This window comes from Ruegeria sp. BG6 (assembly GCF_056538465.1).
In genome coordinates this window covers 394084-412763 of sequence record NZ_JBQFTB010000002.1, presented here as the reverse complement: position 1 = coordinate 412763, position 18680 = coordinate 394084, and the positions used below count along the sequence as shown (strand labels likewise).

Genomic DNA, 18680 nt, shown 5'->3' with positions numbered 1-18680 from the left:
TGAAAGAAACCGTTCGTCAAAACAGACACCTACCCATTACAAGTTTAGCAAATGCCCAAAGCTGGCCAGCAATCAAAAGTCCGAATTGGAATGTCAACGCTTCTGGCGCTGGCCATAGGCGGGTTGGTGGCGCTTTCGGTCAGCGCGGTGCTTCTGGTATCAACCTACGCCAATGTTCAAAACACGACTGAATTGTGGAACACCTCAGCCTCGATGATCGTCGAGGCCATTGAGGACAGGGTCGTTAGCCTGACGACCCCTATCGAGGAACTGGCGAACTCTCTCCAGAAAGATGCAAGTTCGGGCGACGTCGAATTGTCCAACACTGACTTTCTGAAGGCATATTTCAAGGGCGTCGCAGCCTCCGCCCCCTATCTGACGGACCTTGCCGTTGTTTACCCGGACGGCAGCCTCTTTGTGACCAGTCAAATCGCCGATTCAGACGGAATTTCCTTTGTCACCATCACAGAGCCCCCGGTGGATGGGCGATTGCGGTATCTTGAAGATATCAAAAATTATGAGAGCCTGTTCTGGAACGAACCGTTTTTTGAAGAAGGCAGGACGCATATTTCGGCCACCGTACCGGCGTATCGGGACGATGTGTTCCTAGGTGCCATATTTGTGTCTTCAACCGTGCATCATTTCTCGGACATCATCGATGAGTTGGGCAGCAAATTCGGCGCTACCGGTTTCATTCTCTATGGCGACAACCGCGTCCTGGCACATCCGAAGCTGCTGAACCTGTCCGGAAGTTCCTTAAGTCCGGACACGCCTTTGCATTCAATCGCTGCGCTCGATGACGCGGTGATCTCGCAAGTGCTAAAGCAAGACCCCGAGTTTCAGGGGGGCGACAGCTCTTTTGACGGCTACGTAGTGGAGAACGCAACCGGTGAGTACTTGGTTCTGACCAGTACTTTGGATGAGTACGGTTCGGAACCATGGGTCATTGGCCAGTACTCCCCGCTAAGCGATTGGAGCAGTCAATGGACACGCCTCAGCGACGCTGCCTTTGTCAGCATTGGGTTCTTAATAGCGTCAATGATTGCGGCGATTATGCTGGCCAGAAAGCTTTCGGCCCCTATCAAAAAATCAACGGAGGAAGCCATCAAGATCAGCGAACTCAATCTGGATCAGATCGACTATCTTCCCCCCTCTCGCGTTGAGGAGGTAAACCTTCAGGCCGTGGCATTCAACAAGATGCTCGACGGGTTGCGCTGGTTTGAAACCTATCTGCCCCGCACTCTGGTGCGGCAATTGTTGAATTCCGGAGACCCTGATGTTGTCAGGCCTCGCGAGGTCGAGCTGACTGTCATGTTCGCCGACATTGTGGGCTTTACGGCTGCGTCAGAAACGATGACACCGCAGGCCACGGCCGACATGTTGAACAACCATTTCGCGATTTTGAACCGTTGCATCCAGGCCGAAGGTGGAACACTCGACAAGTATATCGGCGACGCCGTGATGGCGTTCTGGGGCGCTCCTCAGGAACAAGTCGACCACGCCGAGCGGGCCTGTCGTGCAGCGGTGGCCATCAAGCACGCCCTGGCTGAGGCGAAAGTTGGCTATGGACTGAAGATTGCGATTCACACCGGTCCGCTCATCGTCGGGAACATCGGAGCGGTCGAGCGGATGAATTACACCGTGATCGGAGATACGGTTAACACCTGCGCGAGGATCGAGACTTTGGCCGGTGATCTTGCAACGGAAGAGCCAACCAACATCCTGGTCAGTGACGCAACTGCGCGACGCCTCAGCGCGTCGTTCCAGCTGGAACATGTCGGCGATTTCCATGTGAAAGGCCGGTCGAAACAGGTGACCGTCTACCGGGTCAATACTGAATAGATGATGGGATCAGTGGTACCGTATTGGAACAGCCCGCCCTGTCCGAACCGCTAGATTTCAAACCGGATCTCGTGGGTAGATGACCTGCAGACTGTCCATGTGAAATTGAGCAATGCTCTTTTTCCATCTCCGGCCCGGCCACAGCAGTTCGGCTGTCAGATCGTGGGGATGGTAGGCTGCGGTGTATAGGGTTCCGAACCCCTGATCGAAAGCCAGCGAATACAGCGGCGGCTTCAGGAAAGACCCGACAAAAACCTCTTTCGTCTCAGGGTGCAAAGTCAGGCGATGCAGCAAGAAACGCTCACGCTCGACAGTGGCGGTAAGACGTGCATGGCTTTTCCATTCCACGCGCTCCTGATGGTTGGTGGAAACAGCCGCATGTGTAAAAAGCGTTGGCCGGTCCGGTGCAAGAAACGCCGTAAAGAACTGCCGGTCCCGGTTCAGGACCGTAACGTTGTAGCTCATGTGACACGGGACCCGTAGCAGAACCTCTTTCGCCTCTTCCAGCGTCGAACACGTCTGCAACAGGTATCGCAGGATCAGGGGAACTCCAAAGCCTTCGCCGACCGCGCGGCGGCCACCGAATGTCAGGGAAACGGTTAGCCCTGCATCATTCATGCCATCCAGCAATCCAAACAAGCCATCCGAGGTGCCCATGACCTGACGCCCGTTCCATCCGGTCTTCAGGAAAATTCCATCAAAGGCCGACGGGTTGTAGTCGTAGTTCCGCACCATCAACGGTTCTGGCCCCTGCCAAATCGCCTGGCTGCACCCCGCCAGATAGCGCGGCGGGCAAAAGAAGCTCAGGAACCGCGCCTCCAGATCGCCGGCGCCAAAGGCCGCGCACAGCATGTCATACGGCTCGAGCATTTCCGGCATATATGTTTTCAGGGCATGGCGGCACTCGGAATATGTCGGGCGAGATGACAACCCTTCGCTTGCCCACCACTTAAGGTAGGCATTTCGATATTCGGAGAAAATCCCGGACAGTTTCTGTCCGGGTTTCTTTTCTTCTACGGCGCGAAAGGTTAGTTTCATGCACTCTACATAATCTTAAACGCCGGATCCTCAAATGCCTGAGCCGATGGCAGCGGACGTGCCGAGAACGCGTTCTTGATGCCATTGATCCAATGCTTCGACTTTGCCGTAAGCTGAAAACCCTTGGTCATCGACCGGCCGCGTGTGACCAGGATGCCCAGATCGGCCCCTTCGTACCGGTAGTCGCCAACATTCGATATCCGCAAAAAGAACGCTTCGTCTTCGCTTTCCACCGCGCGCCGGTGATAGTCGAACCGGTCGAACACCACCCGCCCGTCCGGCAACATCTTGTAGATCCCGGATTCCGGGGCATTGGTGATGATATCGACCGTGTCCTCGGTGTGCTTGATCACCATTTGCGACCAGGAATCGATCATGTCGGGATCGGCCCAGCGCGCGTTCAGCTCTTCGACACCCAGGTTGAACGGCTTTTTCGAGAACTCCAGCAGGTGAAACAGGAACAGCGGCGCATCAGCATGCGCGAAAGCCGCGTGGTTGGTCATCGAGGACGCGCCCGTGATCCGGGGGTTGAGCTCGCCCAACCAGATGTCGCCGGTCTTTTTGTCGATCAGGAAATCCAGTTCGAAATAGCCGCGATATCCTTCCTTGCGAAGTTGTTCGCCAAATTTGAACGTCAGTTCCCGCGCTTTCTCGCGCGTCTTCGGCGGGAACGCAGTCGAGAAAATCTCGTTTCCGCACCAGCCTCCGCGATAGGGGGTCAATTCCTTGAACCCGACGAGTTCCGTCATCAGGGGGCCGACAATCGTGCCTTCGGACGTGGCGCAGGCTTCGATCGCCGAACCCCGGCAATCGATGCGTTTCATGATTTTGATTTCGCCCTGGCCCACGATCTCATGTTCGTGTTTGCGGAAATCAGCCTCGGACTTGATGAAAAAGGTGGTGTGGCCCGAGTCTCCAAACGCACTTTGCAGGACAAGATCATCGCCGAGCCCCGCCTTTTTGCAGACCTTTTTCAACTGGTCATAGCTGTCGACCTTGGACAGCGTGTTGGGAACCGACGGGACACCCGCTTTGTTGCCGACCCGGACAGTTTCGATTTTGTTGTCCATCTTGGTACGCAGCTTCGCCTTGGGGAACCAGACCTCGCCGCCCAGTTCCTTAACCAGTTTTTCCGTCTTTTCGTCGAACATCAGGAAAACGAATTTCGGCTTGCCGCCGCGCGCCTTGACGTAATCGACAACTTCCTTGTGCTGAAGCAGATAGTTGTTGATGTCTTCGATCGACTGAAACTCGTCATGGGGAAGTTCGGAAGGAACCAGAACGTTGGGATGGCGTCCGTCAAAGCAATCCATGTAGCAGATGTACTTGAAATTCTTGACCCATTCATCCAGACCGAGCAGGTTGAAATTGGTCGCCGAGACAAAGTAGATCGGGTCCGAATTCGTGTGAAAGTAACGACGGATTTCCGAAATGTTCTTGAGTACCTTCTTGGGCATTTAACCTCTCCCCTGATATTATTTTTTGACGGACTCCAAGGCCTCTTGGGTAAACACGCGCAGACCCAGGTCTTCGCGGAAACCATGAATTTCACTGACGTCCAGCGCCCGCATGAATGACAGGATTTCCGGACTGATGACCTGACCGGGCACCAGAATCGGGAAGCCTGGCGGATAGGGAATAATGAAACTGGACGAGACAAGCTCTTCACCCGCTTCAAGCCGCGCCATCAGCTTGTCATCGGTCGGAATATAGTCGCAGTTGTCCTCGTCATAAGCGAGGAAAAACGCGGTCCGGATATCTCCTTCGGGCGTATCTGATCCATCCCTGAAGGCATCGTGGAACCGGCTGAAATCCGGCAACGGCGGCACGTCTTCGACCAAAGCCTGGACCCGGTTTTCAAATGACCTGCGTTCCATTTTCGAGGCATCGTCCAGAAGCTCGTCCAGGTCATTGGCAATTTCGACCAGTACTTCGATCAGGTAAGCGACCGAGGATCGGGTTGTCCCGATATTGGTCATGAACAGCACGGTGTTCCGCGACGTCTTGTTGATCTGGATGCCATATTTGTCCATCAGGATCTTGGTCTTGAACGTGTCGCCGTCCCAGCCTGTTCCACCCACGGCCAGCGTTATGCGCGTCGGGTCCAGTACAAATTCGTCCTGGCTCCACATGGTCCATTTGTCGACCCAGCCGTGATCGGGATCGTAATAGGCCTGTACGCCGCTTTCCCGGTATTCTTCCGGGATCATTTCTCCGGCAGTCACCACCTTGAAATACTTCTGCAAAACCGGATGGTCCGAGATGGCGCGCCGGATCGACATGGCTGTCTCGATCTGCTTTTGCACAAATTCGAACCCTTCCAGTTCGACCTGTCGGCGCCCCACGTCCAGGGAAGCGATGATCTGGTAGTTCGGTGAAGTCGAGGTGTGGGTCATGTAGGCCTCGTGGAAAGCCTGCTCCACCTCGCCTTTGAAATCCTGATCGTTGACGTGAATCATCGACCCCTGCCGCAATGACGTCAGAGTCTTGTGGGTCGATTGTGTGGCATAGACGCGGACGCGGGAATCGGGTGGCGGAACCAGCCGGGTCTCGAGCAGCTTTTCATGGCTCGCACCCTCAAGCTTTTCCTGCTGGGCCGCCCAGGCGCTGGCCGCTTCCGGCGTGCGCAGCGTTTGCCGCAAAACGTTGGCCACCCCCATGGCGGTACGCTGGCGGTAGGTCGGGTCAAACCGCGCAAAACCGAACCAGGCTTCGTCCCACAGAAAGATCAGGTCCTTCTTGATGGCCAAACACTCTTCCATGACACGCTGAACGTTGTAGACAACCCCGTCGAAGGTGCAGTTGGTCAACAGCACCATCCGGACGCGATCCAGCTTTCCGGCATCTTTCAGCTTCAACAGGGTGTGCTTGATCTCTTTCAGCGGCACGGCACCGTACATCGAATGTTCGTGCAGCGGATAGCTGTCCATATAAACGACGCTCGCCCCGGCGAGAACCATGCCGTAGTGGTGCGATTTGTGGCAATCCCGGTCGACCAGAACGATGTCGCCGGGTCGAACGACCGACTGAACGACGATCTTGTTGCACGTCGAAGTACCGTTGGTGGCAAAGAACGTGTGTTTCGCCCCAAAAGCGCGGGCGGCCATGTCCTGCGCTTCCTTGATCGGGCCGCGCGGTTCCAGCAGGCTGTCCAACCCGCCCGAGGTCGCGGATGTTTCAGCCAGAAAGATGTTCGACCCGTAGAATGCCCCCATGTCCTGAATCCAGTGCGAACGGCTGATCGATTTGCCGCGGCTGATCGGCATGGCGTGGAAAACACCAGTTGGCTGCTTCGAGTATTCTTTCAGGGCCGAGAAAAACGGGGTTTTGAATCTGCGATCGACGCCGCGAAGGATGTTCAGGTGCAGTTCCTGAAAATCCTCCTGATTGTAAAAGACCCGTCGGCAGCGGCCCAGGTCCAGCCCGGCAATATCTTCGGCAGAACGGTCTGTGACAAGATACGCGTCCAGTTCGGGTCGGATCTTCTCGATAAGCCGACAGGCCTCCGGTCCGTATTCATGCGGGTCAAGACCGTCAACATCCTCGTCCTCGCTGACACGCGTCAGGTACTGATTCAGGATCGGAAGATCGATCTTCGACTTGAGCGACAAGCCCGGCCGGATCACCACGGCCTGAACGTTGTAGTTGAACAGAACCCCGATCAGGGCGTCCTCCAGCGACGGAACAATGACCGGTTCATAAATGAAGGAATCTTCCAGCCGACGCATGCGCAGCAGGTTTTGCCGCAGGAATCTTTCCTGATGTTCAGTAACGTCATCGACGATCAGCACCTCGAAATATGGCCGCCCCAATGCACGGGCTTCTGGCGCAAGCGAGGCTTCGTCTTCATAATCTTCATTGTCTATTTCATCGGAAGACAGCGGAATCGACCGCCGCCTGTAAGCGCCCGACGTCAGCGCCCGCGCAATACGACGAACGCAGATCGACAGATCCTGAACATTGCCATTTTGCAGAAGACGCCGCAGATGCTCGAACGCGTGGATTCCGGGGAACGCCCAGTAAAGCTCGATCGGTTCCAGAACATCAAACAGATGCTCCGCCGTCGCCATCAGCTTCTGGCTCTGGCGTTTTTCCCGGCCATGAAGGGCGAGGCCTTCAGCCGCTTCGCGTAAGGCGCTCCATCGATCAGCCCGAAGTTGCGTGGCGCTGTAATAATCTCGTAGGGACGGCAACTTCTTCTTCTGCGAGTGCAAGTTCAATACCTGCCTCCTTTCTGTCGCGTCCGGATCAGTGCCGCCTCCTGATCCGATTAATCCGAACCTGTCTTTCCGTGTAAGACAGAAAGGTTAGGCGGCGTCAGCAAATCTCTTTCCGCTTCTTCAATCGAAGTTCTGGGGTCGGATGCCAGCAAACCGCGATCCGAGCCCTGCCGGGGAATTTCCAGCGGCCCGAGCGTGTTCAGGTAAGCATCGGCACCACTCGTGCGATCATAAACCGTGAAATCCGCGTCGCGATCCCGGAAGCTCTTGAGAACTTGCCCAAGTCCCTTGAGACCGGTTTCCCGTTGACGCCGCACCTGATCCAGATCGATTTCGATCGGGAACATGTCTTCCTGTCCGGCGGACTGATGCAACACTGTTGCTGATGGGTCGACCACCAGCGAACGACCGACGCCACCGGCCCCCAGGCCATTTACGTCAATGACGTAACACTGAAACTGCGCCGCCGTCGCCCTTGCAATGGCAAGTTCCGCTTCACGGTCAGTGGTCCCGGTCAGGACCGGGTGAAGCAGAACCTCAACACCCTGACTGGTCAGTTGCCGCGTCGTTTCCGGAAACCAAATGTCATAGCAGATGGAAAGGCCGAAGCGCCCGACATTCGGAACATCAAAAACACAGAAATCAGTCCCGGCCGAAATCCCGGCCTCATACGGGCGGAAGGGAAACATCTTCGAATACTTGGCGACAATTTCGCCGTCGGGATTGATGACGACAGACGTGTTCAGAATACGCCCATCTTCGGTTTTTTCGAACATCGACCCGGGGATCAGCCAAATACCGAAGCGGCGCGCATCCTCCTGAAACTGCAATATTGCGTCATTCGGGAACGGCTGCGCGAAACGGTCCAGTGGCCCATAGGGCGCAAGTTCGGAAAACAGAACCATCTGAGTCCATGGAAACCGGGCCATCAGAATTTCAATACGATGGCGCATCGCCTCTACGTTCGAATGAAGCGCTGCGACGTGCATCTGAACGCCGGCGATCGCAAATGGAGTCATATTGGGCATCTCTCCCGAGTAAGCTGTCTGATCACCTTATTTTCAGGTGAACCCCGTTACCAGCCTGTTTTTTTGAGCACCCCAGATTTCTGTCGCAAACTGTTTGATCGCTGGCACTCGTGAACTTAGCCGATGAGTGATTTAGGGAATTGGCAAGGTGACAGTCTGTTCGTGACTTGCGTCCATGCTGGGGTTTGTCGCCAATCTGCCCGCCCCGCCCCGGTCGGAATAGCAGCGCGATGATCGACAATTTTCCGGTCATTCATGTCGTATCACCCGATTGGCAAAATAGTCGTCTCGCTCCAATACATCGGCTTTTGAATAATTGTTGTTCGTATTTCCATCTTCTCATCATATGCGCAAAAGTTATATGTTTTGCTCACTACTCCGAACGCGGTTCCATGTGATCATTTATATCTGATAAGTATCGCTTATCGGATCAATTGAAAAGCGAACTGAATTGACGCAGAATACGCGCTATGAGTACCCCTGCCCCATATCTCCCAGCCTCTTCTCCTGCACTGTCCTCTGCAGATCAGGACGCGCTGACCGATCTCTATGTCCGCGGCACGCCGGAGAACACGTTACGAGCGTACGAGCGTGACCTGGTCTACATCACGGCCTGGAAGGCCGCTCGGATGGGCTCGATCCTCAACTGGCCCGAGAATGAAGAAACCGCCCTCGCCTTCATCCTCGATCATGCCCGGGATCTGAACGACGCGCCGGAAACGGATGTCGCCCGCCAGACGGCAGAAGCGCTGATTGCACAAGGGTTGCGCAAGTCACTGGCCTGCCCGGCCCCCTCAACGCTGGACCGGCGTATCGCCTCCTGGCTGGCCTTCCACCGGATGAAGAACCTTCCCAGCCCGTTTGAGGCGCCGCAGGTGAAGCAAGCGCGGGCCAAGGCACGGCGCGCCGCAGCCCGCCCCCCTGCCCCAAAATCCGCCCACCCCATCACCCGCGATGTGCTCGAGCAACTGTTGGCGACCTGCAGTGGCAGTCGTCGCGATTGCCGCGACCGGGCGATCCTGATGCTGGGCTGGGCCAGCGGCGGACGCCGCCGCTCGGAAATCACCGCGTTGATGCGCGAGGATGTATCCCTCAAGGAATTCGCCAAGAGCGGCGTCATCTGGCTGTCCCTGTTGGAAACCAAAACCACCCAGAAGGGAGAAACCCCCAGACTGGTACTGAAAGGCCGAGCAGCGCAGGCTTTAGTGCACTGGATCGAGGTTGGGCAGATCAAGGACGGCCCCCTCTTCCGCCCGATCTCGAAAGCTGATCGGGTGCTGAACCGCCGCCTTTCCCCCGACGCGGTAGCGCAGATCGTCAAGCATCGTTTGAAGCTGGCCGGTCTGCCCGAAAACTTTGCCTCTGCCCACGGTCTTCGCTCGGGCTTTCTGACCCAGGCCGCATTGGACGGCGCCCCGATTCAGGCGGCCATGCGACTGTCCCTGCACCGCTCAGTCGCGCAGGCGCAGAAGTATTACGACGACGTCGATATCGCAGAAAATCCCGCAACGGACCTTTTGGGTTAAAAAAAGGGGTGCTGGATTTTAGTCCAACACCCCATGGAAGTTTCACATGAGTTCTGTAGATTCTTACCCGTGGGTAAGATCATCCTCCTCTCGCAGGTATTCAATCATCGTTGCAATGGCAGCCTCCAGCCTCGCACGATCAACACGCGTAAAGTCCAGATCGTGCCTGATCTCCAACCGTCCACTCGAGGCCGAACACTTCGCAATCCCCGCGCGGCCAGACACCTGAAACGTCGTCTTCGCCCGGCGCGGCTTTCCGGGACTGTCCGGTTTCGGCCTGGCAACAGGTTCCGAGGCCTGTCCCAGAAACGACCGGAGAATCGCGACCTCTCGTGCGTTGTCCCTGTCGGGTTCGCTCATCAACGCAGTGCTGACTGCGCGGATCAAGCCCGGATCGGAATCAAGCTTGCGCTTCAGTTCGACCCCCACATTTCGCGGGATTTCATTTGGGTGATTCAGAACCTTGTCCAGCCTGGTCAGCAGGCTTGCGAATGCCCGAATATAGCTGCGCTTTGTGTAGCTTGCTGATTTGAAAAGAATCGAAACAGCCTTGTCCACATCCGCACAGTCATTGGCCGGATCCTCTGCGTAGGCCCGGGCCAACGCACCCATTTCCGCAAAGGAGATGTCCTTTCGGATCAGGTTTTCATCCACCATACGCCGATAGCTGCTGTCCAGATCAGCGGCGTCCGAAATGCCGGCCGGAATTTTTGCGTAGATGGAATCGCCGGTTTCTTCCAGCAACAAACGATAAGCAGAAAGGCGGCGCATCCCCTGAATCAGGTCAAATCGCCCGTCCGCGCGACGCTCCAGCCGGATCGGGTTGGAAAGACCGATTTCCCTGATCGACGCCTTCAACTCCTCCAATTCCGGATCCGGACCGGGTTTGCGATCGCGCGTCAGTTTTTCTGTAACGACGTCTGACAGGTCTACACGTTCCGTCACCAGCCCTTCGGCCCGCAGGCTCACCAGCTCATGCGCAAGCCTGTCGTTTTCTGCGCGAATGGCATCCTCGGTTGACTGCTGATCGCGCAGAGCACCAGCATTCTCCGAGATTGCTGCGGCCATCGGACCCCGCCGCTTCTCCAGAACTTGGTCCGGAACCTTACCCACGGGTATGTCTTCCATGGCGGGCATATCAATGTCGAACATTCTGCGTTTGCGGGTCATGCGTCATCCTCCAGCTTATCCCAGGCCGACAGCATGACGCCCCGAAACTCTTCATATACGTTGTCAAAGGTCGATCGTGCGCGGCGCCAGGTTTCCCGGGTCATCTCTCGGTAATCCATCTCGTAGACCGAACTGAGGAAACGACCGGATTGTTCGACTGCGCGGGTCATCTCGACCGGGTGCTCGGCCACGTGTTCCCCGAACACTTTTCGAAATGCGTCGAACATGGCGTGGTGCAGGGCGTTGCCGGGCTCATATCGCGTCAGCAGAAAGCGCAACTCACAGAATGTCTTGGGAAGCCCGATCTTACCCGTGGGTAAAGTTTTGTCGAACCCATAAGCGAGGTCTTCCAGAGCTTCAGCAAGCTGGCCAATGAACGAGGTCGTGGAGTCGTATTCCCAGTAACCCGGGCCGGATGGGACATACAGCATGTCTGCCGCAAACACTGCGTTCATCGACTGGTAGCCAATGGCAGGCGGGCAGTCGAACAGGATCAGGTCGTAAGAGTCATCGGGGATCTGGTCCAGATAACGCGATACTGCCGCAAAGAACGACCATTCCGGATTCAAGTGCCGGTACTGAGCCGAGGCAAACTCGACAAAAGCGGCGTTGGCGCAGGACGGGATGGCGTCGATGCTGGACCAGGACGTCTGCTTGATAAAGTCACCGATCCGCAGATCGCCGAGCCCCATGTCCGTGATCGATGGCGGCAACTCGCGGCGGGGCAGGGCGGTCCCGGATTCGGCGGCGGCGGGGCGGTTGTTCATCCGTTGGGTCTCGCGGATAAGATCACGCGCCATAATGCCCCAGACCGTAAAGTCTTCGGCAACATCCGTCAGGCCCATCGAATGGCTCAGTGTCGCCTGAGGGTCGAAATCCACCACCAGCACCCGGTAGCCATCCAGTGCCGCGGCATGGGCCAGATGCAACGCCACCGTTGACTTGCCCGCGCCACCCTTGAAATTCGCCACAGCGGCACGGATGGCGCGCTTACCGGCCGGGCGGGGCGGCATAAGGGTCTTGCGGTTCACCTTCAACCGCCGACGCAGCTCGTTGACTTCTTCCAGGCTGAACCATCTCTGCCGGCCATCCGGCTCCACCTCACCGCTGGGCAGGGTCGGGTCCGAGGCCAGCTTGCCCCGAAATGTGGATTGGTTGACCTTAAAGATCAGCTCCGACACTTCCCAGCTTGAGAACCGGCGGAGGGTCTTCTCCATCTCAGGGCTAAAGGTCTGCTGGCGAATCCAGCCCTGCAATTTGAGCGACTGATTACGCAATGCATTCAGGTCTTCGTGCGTGTACATGCCTCGGGTCTCGTTTCTTAGGACGTTAAATTTTGTGGTTTTCATATTTACGCTTGATTTGCAGCTTTGGCAAAAGAAATTATGATGGGATGACAATCTTACCCACGGGTAAGAAAACAAGGGCCATCGGCACGTGGGCCGATTCGATTCGCGACGCTGACGAGGGAAGGCGCTCGCCAGGGGGAACGCTCCAGAATTAGGGGGTCACTAAGTTCGGATATACAGCATTTAGGGGGACAAAGCGCCCAAATAAGGGGACAGACAGGGTGTCCCCCATCACCAATACTTCACCAATTTCTTTTCTTTTTTGAATGCTGGATTTGGATCCGCAGCCGCCCAAAACAAGACAGCTCTTGACAGAATCGATGCGCTGGACGCTAATTGGAACATCATCACGAAAAGCGTTGGAAAAGCGCGAGGCGGTAAGCAACCGCGTGAGGCAGATAGAGCGGTGAGGGACAGATGCAGGTTGCAAAACCGGTCGGGCGCAATGCCTCGGCCCTGAAATACGACATTCTGTCGGCGCTGTCCGTCCACGCGCTGTCTGGCGACAAGCATCGCCAGCGCAGTATTCTTCGCATAATGGTTCTGATCACCACCCGCTACAACTGGCGCAACAACGAACTGTCAATCGGGCGCGAGGAAATTGCGCGCCTGTGGTCTGTGGATGAACGGACTGTCAAACGCGAGATGGCCAAGCTGCGCGGCAGGGGGTGGATTTCAGTCAAACGACCGGCAGCACGGGGGCGGGTTGCGGTCTATGAACTGGATCTGAAGCAGATCATGATCGACACCGAAGAGATCTGGCCCACTATTGGCAGGGATTTTCAGGACAGGATGGGGCAGGCCCCTGCCGAAGAAACCAACATCATACCGTTCAAATCCAAACCTCCGGCTCCGGAATCAGGCGACGATGACGTCTGGCGGTCGGTCCAGGCGTTTCTGTATGAACGCGACCCAGAGCTTTGGTCCAGTTGGTTCCAGCATCTGGTCGAGGCTGGCAGGGCAGGGGGGGTGGCCACCCTAATTGCGCCTAGCCGTTTCATGGCGGATTACATTTCGCAAAAATGGACAACCCGCGTTTTGGCCGCGTATGCGTGTGTGGACCCTTCTGTCCGAACTCTGCGGATCGACGCTGCGGAATAAGTCAGCGAGGGCAGGCAAGACCGGCTGATAACCATACGGGTCACCGGCGTCGCCTGTGATTGCGCCAAGCGAAGGTTTTCTGATCATCGCGGTTGCGATGCGGAGCATTTGCGGAAATGTAATCAAAATTGGGTGGTGCGCAAAATGCCTGATTTTTGCGTATTAATATCTGACTGAAGCTGTAACGCATGTTTCCGGAGAAACCAGGAAGTTCCGTCGCACGTGGCCCGTCTCAGCCAACATGGCCAAGTCATGCCGGGCTTTTCTATTTTTTACAGTTGATCCAAATGGCCGGCTTCCGTGACGATACTGCGCGAAGAAAATGTCGGGCGTTGTCTTCAAGGCGATGGCCGCGTGCCCGGTGGTCAACGGTTCCTTGTACCCGTGTGAAAAACGGTCTTGGCCATTTAGCTGGTGTCTTGAGGAACGCTGTGTCGCAATTCGTCTGCCCTGCACGCGATGAGGGTCTTCCGCCCCGGGCTGTACCAATCCAAGCGGCAATCCGAGGTGCATTTCTGGCAGGTGAGGGGCCACGCGAACCACGGGGCAACGACCAGGCATTCCATTGGTAAATGCCTGCGTCGCATCAGGAAACAATAAATGATTAGGTTTAGCCTAATGTTTGGTGAGGAACTCAATTCTTCAGAGGTTTCGCCGCTCCGTATATACCTGTGCCAAATTTCGCGGTGCTTAGGGAGGCGGATGTGTCTGACAGTGGAAATGTCGCGATTGACGTGCGGGATGCGGTCAAGCGCTACGGCGACTTTACGGCGCTGAAGAGGATCTCACTGTCGATCATGGACAATGAGTTCTTTACGCTTCTGGGGCCGTCGGGCTGTGGCAAGACCACTTTGCTGCGGATGATTGCCGGGTTCGAGGATGTGACCGAAGGCGCCATTTTCCTGTATGGCGATGAGATTGAAAACCTGCCACCGAACAAGCGCCCGGTGAATACGGTGTTCCAGAACTATGCGCTGTTTCCGCATATGACCATTCTGGACAACGTAGCTTTTGGGCTTGAGATGCGCGGCGCGTCGAAGTCTCAGGCGCGCACGAAAGCCGGTGAAATGCTGGAACTGGTGCAGCTCAGCCAGTTTTCGGCGCGCAAACCCAGCCAGCTTTCGGGCGGCCAGCAACAGCGGGTCGCGTTGGCGCGTGCATTGGCGCCACAGCCCAAAGTGCTGTTGCTGGACGAGCCGCTATCCGCCCTGGACCTGAAGCTGCGCAAGGCCATGCAGCTTGAACTGAAGCACCTGCAGCGGGAAACCGGGATTACCTTTATTTTCGTGACGCACGATCAGGAAGAAGCGCTGACCATGTCCGATCGCATTGCGGTGATGTCAGCGGGTGAAATGCAGCAACTGGGCGCGCCGACGGATATCTATGAGCGACCGCGCAACATGTTTGTTGCCGATTTCATCGGCGAGACGAACCTGCTGGAAGTATCCGTCGACGGGCTCCGGGACGGTCGCGCGATCTGTCATCTGGGCGGCGGGCACGAATTGACCTGTGATCAGGTCGAAGGTGTCGGGGTGGGGTCTAAGGTTCACATGTCGATCCGGCCCGAGCGTCTGTACATGTCCGACAAACCGGTCGAAAGCGAAAGCCTCAAGGGGCGCGTGAAGGACAACATCTTTGTCGGCACTGACATCACCACGATCGTGGATCTGCAGGACGGACCCGATTTCGTGGTGCGCACGTCGAACTCTGATCGCGGCAACAAGCGCATCTTCGAGCCAGGCACCGAGATGTTCGTCAACATGGAGCTGGGGGCAGCGCGCCTCCTGGTGGACTGATGGCCGCCGGTGCAGCAAGCGGCGGCAGCGCAACGACCGACACCTATAAGGAGGCCCGCACTTGGCTGCTGTTGCCTGCATGGGTGACGCTGAGCATTTTGGTCCTGGCACCTGTGTTCATGATGCTGGTCTACTCGTTCCTGACGAAAGAGTTCCGTGGCGGCGTGATTTGGGAATTTTCGCTGGCCGCTTATGATCAGTTCTTCTTTGACCGTGGTCTGTTCGGGGATGAACCGCCCAAGATCGAATGGACCTACCTCACCATCTTCTGGCGTTCGATCTGGCAGGCGGGCGCGGCGACAGTGCTTAGCCTGGTGATCGGCTTCCCGACGGCCTATTTCATTGCCACCCGGCCTGAAAATATGCGGCCGGTCTGGGTGTTCCTGATCACGATCCCGTACTGGGTGAACCTTCTGATCCGGACCGTGTCGATGAAATTCCTGTTGCGCGACCAGGGTCCGCTGAATGACTTTCTGATCAGCATCGGCCTGATCGACAGCCCCCTGCATATCGTCAATACCAACTTCGCGGTGCAACTGGGCCTGTTCTATTCCTATCTGCCCTTCATGGTGCTGCCGATCTACGCGGCGGTGGAACGCTACAACTTCGCGCTGAGCGAAGCGGCAGCGGATCTGTATGCAACCAAGTGGACGACTTTGCGGCGCATTCTCCTTCCGGCGGTGAAACCCGGTGTGATCGCCGGATGCATCCTTGTTTTCGTTCCCTCGATGGGTTCCTTCCTTGCCCCCGACCTGCTGGGCGGCGCCAAGAACTTTATGATCGGCTCGCTGATCGAGGAACAGTTCAAGGGCAATGCCGGCAACTGGCCGTTTGGCGCGGCTGCGTCGATGATCCTGCTGACCATGGTTCTGATCCTGCTGATGCTGTTTGCACGGCAACAGGCCAAAGCCGAGAAAGCGGAGGGCTGACCGATGGCAAGCAAGCAATTCGACATCAAGTCCTATCGCGGCTTCAAAGGTATCACCCTGTTGTGTCTGATCGTTTTGTATGCGCCGCTGCTGGTCGTGACGATCTACAGCTTCAATGCCTCGCAATCGCTGACAAACTGGGAAGGTCTGTCGCTACGCTGGTATGCGGACGTGTTCACCGGACCGGAAAGCGATAAGTTCAAGCAGGCCGCCAAGAACAGTTTTATCATCGCCATCGTTGCAGCTACGGTGTCGACGTCAATTGCGACACTGGCGGCGACCGGAATGGTCCGGGGCGGCAGGTTCAAACTGCGCACCCTGTCATTCGGCCTGATCAGCCTGCCACTGATGGTGCCCGAGATCGTGACGGCCGTTGCAACCCTGATCTTTTTCAATTCGATCGGATTTGAACGCGGCATCATGACCATCCTGCTGGCTCATATCGCGTTCTGCATTCCCTTTGCCTATTTGCCGATCTCGGCCCGGATGCAGGGGATCGAGGACAGCTATGAACAGGCCGCGCAGGACCTTTATGCCACCAAGCGGCAGGCATTTACCAAGATTCTGCTGCCGCTGATGATGCCCGGTATCATCTCGGGCTTCCTGCTGGCCTTCATCGTCAGCCTGGATGACTTCATCATCACCAACTTTGTCAAAGGCGCGGGTGTTGAAACCCTGCCGACGGCGATCTTCGGTTCGGTCAAACAGGGTCTCAAACCCAATATCATGGCGATTTCGACCATGCTGCTGGCCGTGTCCGTCATCATGGTCACGATCAGCTACTTCGTCAGCAAAACTGACAACACGAAATAACCAACAGAGGGAGAACACAATGAAACATATGATGAAAAGCGGCGTCGCCGCGCTGGCCCTGACTTTGGGCGCAAATGCAGCGGCAGCCGAAGGCGAACTGGTTGTCTATCACTGGTTCGAATACATCCCGCAGGAGCTGATCGACAAATTCTCCGAGGAAACCGGCATCGAGGTGACCATGGACACCTACGATTCAAACGAGGCGATGCTCGCCTCGCTCAAGGCTGGCGGGATCGGAACCTATGACGTTTCGGTGCCGGGCGATTACATGGTGTCGATCATGGCAGGCGAGGGCATGCTGGACACGATCGAAGACGGCGAACTGAAGAACAAGGGCAATATCGAACCCGAATGGGCCGATCCCAGCTTTGACCCCGGCCGCAAACATTCGATCCCGTATCAGTGGGGCTCGACCAGCTTTGCCGTGAACCGCGACGTCTATTCCGGCGACATCCAGACCACCGACATCCTGTTCAACCCGCCGGCCGAGTTGCAGGGGCGGATCAACATGCTGGACAGCCAGGGTGAGGTCATGGCCATGGCGGCGCTGCACATGGGCATCCCGCAGTGTTCCACCGACCGCGAACAGCTCAAGGCGCTGAACGCCATGCTGCAAGAGGCCAAGCAACACTGGTCATCCTTCAACTCGGACACCGCCAAAGAGGTTTTGGTCTCGGGCGATGCGGCGGTCGGCCAGATCTATGACGGGTTCTCGGCCAAGGCGCGCGAGGAAGGCGCAAATGTCGAATATGCCTATCCGACCCAGGGCTATATCGCGTGGATGGACAATGTCGTTCTGCTGAAGGATGCGCCGAACCGTGACAACGCGCTGAAATTCATGGACTTCCTGCTGGAGCCGGAAAACATCGCCGCTGTTACCAACTTTGCCCGCTATAACGCGGGGGTCGCAGGCGTCGAAGAGTTCCTGGATCCCGCGCTCGCGACGCAACCGGAAAAGAACCCGCACGACAAGGTCGGCCCCGGTGTCTTTATCGAGGTTTGTTCGCAGGAAGTTCAGGCCGTCTATGACCAGATCTGGACAAATCTGAAGAAGTAAACTCTCCCCGTGCAATAAGCACCAATTTACCGGGCGGCCTGGTCGCCCGGCCTTTTATTCCATTGGTACTGCGCCGTGGTTGGACGGCAGCAGGAAAAGCGCGCGCTCGGTGGTGATGTCCAGCTTGCGATAGGCGCTTTTTGACCGTGCGCGACGCTGCATCCATGGTGGTGCAGGTTCGGCGCTGCCGTTGGGTGCGGCTGTTGTGCTGACGTCAAAAAAACCCGAAGATCACGTCTATCAGAACCTGATTGTGTGCGGGGACGAGTGGGAGGACGCAGGCGTCAAATCCGTCAGCCGGATCGGCGATTGCGAGGCCCCGTCGGTCTTTGCGGCAGCCGTCCATGCCGGGCACCGCTGGGCGCGGGACCTGGATAGCAGCGAGAGGCCGGTGCCGAAATTTCTGCCGATGCCACTGAGTTTAAAAAGGAGGAAAACATGACCAAACCTATCCGCTTGCTGGCCGATGGCCACCCCGAAACCGGCTTTGTCCCGTCTTCCCTAGTGGCTGACGGTGATTTCACCACCTCGGATAAGACCGAGACCATAAGCAGCTTTTTCGAAAGCCGGGACGAAAAGATTTCGGTAGGGGTATGGGAATGCGCGCCCTGTCGCGAGGATATCGAGGCTTATCCGGTGGATGAGATGATGACCGTGATCTCGGGTTCGGTCACGTTGACCGGATCGGACGGAGTGGCGCAGGTTTTTGGGGCCGGAGACACCTTTTTTGTACCCAAAGGCACGCCCTGTACGTGGGAAATCACGCAGACATTGCGCAAGTTTTACATGATTGCGGAATGACAGGCGCGCG

Annotated in this window: 15 protein-coding genes; 9 read left to right on the top strand and 6 right to left on the bottom strand. The window is 56.7% G+C overall.

The genetic code is table 11. The features are described from left to right. Positions 1-90: 90 nt before the first annotated feature. Positions 91-1842 (top strand): adenylate/guanylate cyclase domain-containing protein, encoded by a 1752-nt coding sequence (locus tag ACR0JW_RS06770; protein ID WP_480713727.1) that lies wholly within the window; start codon positions 91-93, stop codon positions 1840-1842. A 57-nt stretch (positions 1843-1899) separates the two neighbouring features. Here the strand turns inward: ACR0JW_RS06770 and ACR0JW_RS06765 are convergent, their stop codons facing one another. From ACR0JW_RS06765 to ACR0JW_RS06750, 4 genes are read right to left on the bottom strand one after another with little or no spacing between them, the layout of a single operon-like run. Next, positions 1900-2880, bottom strand: coding sequence for a C45 family autoproteolytic acyltransferase/hydrolase (locus ACR0JW_RS06765; RefSeq protein WP_170682656.1), 981 nt, complete (start codon positions 2878-2880; stop codon positions 1900-1902). Between the two features lie 5 nt (positions 2881-2885). After that, on the bottom strand, positions 2886-4337 hold the full coding sequence (locus ACR0JW_RS06760; protein ID WP_170611537.1) for a biotin carboxylase: 1452 nt from the start codon (positions 4335-4337) through the stop codon (positions 2886-2888). Positions 4338-4355: 18 nt separating this feature from the next. Further along, positions 4356-7100 (bottom strand): aminotransferase class I/II-fold pyridoxal phosphate-dependent enzyme, encoded by a 2745-nt coding sequence (locus ACR0JW_RS06755; RefSeq protein ID WP_480713726.1) that lies wholly within the window; start codon positions 7098-7100, stop codon positions 4356-4358. A 50-nt stretch (positions 7101-7150) separates the two neighbouring features. Next, positions 7151-8119 carry a carbon-nitrogen hydrolase family protein gene (locus ACR0JW_RS06750; RefSeq protein WP_170682689.1) on the bottom strand — a complete coding sequence of 323 codons (969 nt, stop codon included), beginning with the start codon at positions 8117-8119 and terminating at the stop codon, positions 7151-7153. 479 nt (positions 8120-8598) lie between these two features. On the opposite strand from ACR0JW_RS06750, the gene ACR0JW_RS06745 reads away from it, so the two are divergent. Continuing rightward, the gene (locus tag ACR0JW_RS06745; RefSeq protein WP_170679215.1) at positions 8599-9654 is read left to right on the top strand and encodes a tyrosine-type recombinase/integrase; all 1056 of its coding nucleotides are present in this window, start codon (positions 8599-8601) and stop codon (positions 9652-9654) included. Between the two features lie 63 nt (positions 9655-9717). Here the strand turns inward: ACR0JW_RS06745 and ACR0JW_RS06740 are convergent, their stop codons facing one another. Beyond that, a complete protein-coding gene (locus ACR0JW_RS06740; protein ID WP_170679211.1) occupies positions 9718-10824 on the bottom strand; it encodes a ParB N-terminal domain-containing protein in 1107 nt (368 codons plus the stop codon). Further along, positions 10821-12128, bottom strand: coding sequence for an AAA family ATPase (locus ACR0JW_RS06735; protein WP_170611545.1), 1308 nt, complete (start codon positions 12126-12128; stop codon positions 10821-10823). The genes ACR0JW_RS06740 and ACR0JW_RS06735 overlap by 4 nt, the downstream gene beginning before the upstream one ends. Positions 12129-12590: 462 nt before the next feature. Here ACR0JW_RS06735 and ACR0JW_RS06730 point away from each other — a divergent pair, with 462 nt between their 5' ends. The 7 genes from ACR0JW_RS06730 (at position 12591) to ACR0JW_RS06700 (ending at position 18670) form a co-directional block, all read left to right on the top strand. After that, a complete protein-coding gene (locus ACR0JW_RS06730) occupies positions 12591-13274 on the top strand; it encodes a DnaA N-terminal domain-containing protein (RefSeq protein ID WP_480713725.1) in 684 nt (227 codons plus the stop codon). A gap of 704 nt (positions 13275-13978) precedes the next feature. After that, positions 13979-15070, top strand: a complete 1092-nt coding sequence (locus ACR0JW_RS06725; RefSeq protein WP_170611548.1) for an ABC transporter ATP-binding protein — start codon at positions 13979-13981, stop codon at positions 15068-15070. Further along, a complete protein-coding gene (locus ACR0JW_RS06720; RefSeq protein ID WP_170611550.1) occupies positions 15070-15999 on the top strand; it encodes an ABC transporter permease in 930 nt (309 codons plus the stop codon). Before ACR0JW_RS06725 ends, ACR0JW_RS06720 begins: the two co-directional genes overlap by 1 nt. A 3-nt stretch (positions 16000-16002) precedes the next feature. Then, entirely contained in the window at positions 16003-16812 is an 810-nt protein-coding gene (locus tag ACR0JW_RS06715) for an ABC transporter permease (RefSeq protein ID WP_170611552.1), read from the top strand. Between the two features lie 19 nt (positions 16813-16831). Continuing rightward, positions 16832-17869: an extracellular solute-binding protein gene (locus ACR0JW_RS06710; protein ID WP_170679207.1), complete on the top strand. Its 1038-nt coding sequence runs from the start codon at positions 16832-16834 to the stop codon at positions 17867-17869. Between the two features lie 205 nt (positions 17870-18074). Beyond that, positions 18075-18311 carry a hypothetical protein gene (locus ACR0JW_RS06705; protein ID WP_170679205.1) on the top strand — a complete coding sequence of 79 codons (237 nt, stop codon included), beginning with the start codon at positions 18075-18077 and terminating at the stop codon, positions 18309-18311. Beyond that, positions 18308-18670 carry a cupin domain-containing protein gene (locus ACR0JW_RS06700; protein WP_170679203.1) on the top strand — a complete coding sequence of 121 codons (363 nt, stop codon included), beginning with the start codon at positions 18308-18310 and terminating at the stop codon, positions 18668-18670. Before ACR0JW_RS06705 ends, ACR0JW_RS06700 begins: the two co-directional genes overlap by 4 nt. Positions 18671-18680 lie beyond the last annotated feature (10 nt).

Coding starts and splice junctions, on each gene's coding strand:
- ACR0JW_RS06770 (WP_480713727.1), top strand. CDS start 91: ATGTCAACGCTTCTGGCGCTGGCCATAGGCGGGTTGGTGGCGCTTTCG.
- ACR0JW_RS06765 (WP_170682656.1), bottom strand. CDS start 2,880: ATGAAACTAACCTTTCGCGCCGTAGAAGAAAAGAAACCCGGACAGAAA.
- ACR0JW_RS06760 (WP_170611537.1), bottom strand. CDS start 4,337: ATGCCCAAGAAGGTACTCAAGAACATTTCGGAAATCCGTCGTTACTTT.
- ACR0JW_RS06750 (WP_170682689.1), bottom strand. CDS start 8,119: ATGACTCCATTTGCGATCGCCGGCGTTCAGATGCACGTCGCAGCGCTT.
- ACR0JW_RS06745 (WP_170679215.1), top strand. CDS start 8,599: ATGAGTACCCCTGCCCCATATCTCCCAGCCTCTTCTCCTGCACTGTCC.
- ACR0JW_RS06740 (WP_170679211.1), bottom strand. CDS start 10,824: ATGACCCGCAAACGCAGAATGTTCGACATTGATATGCCCGCCATGGAA.
- ACR0JW_RS06735 (WP_170611545.1), bottom strand. CDS start 12,128: ATGTACACGCACGAAGACCTGAATGCATTGCGTAATCAGTCGCTCAAA.
- ACR0JW_RS06730 (WP_480713725.1), top strand. CDS start 12,591: ATGCAGGTTGCAAAACCGGTCGGGCGCAATGCCTCGGCCCTGAAATAC.
- ACR0JW_RS06720 (WP_170611550.1), top strand. CDS start 15,070: ATGGCCGCCGGTGCAGCAAGCGGCGGCAGCGCAACGACCGACACCTAT.
- ACR0JW_RS06715 (WP_170611552.1), top strand. CDS start 16,003: ATGGCAAGCAAGCAATTCGACATCAAGTCCTATCGCGGCTTCAAAGGT.
- ACR0JW_RS06710 (WP_170679207.1), top strand. CDS start 16,832: ATGAAACATATGATGAAAAGCGGCGTCGCCGCGCTGGCCCTGACTTTG.
- ACR0JW_RS06700 (WP_170679203.1), top strand. CDS start 18,308: ATGACCAAACCTATCCGCTTGCTGGCCGATGGCCACCCCGAAACCGGC.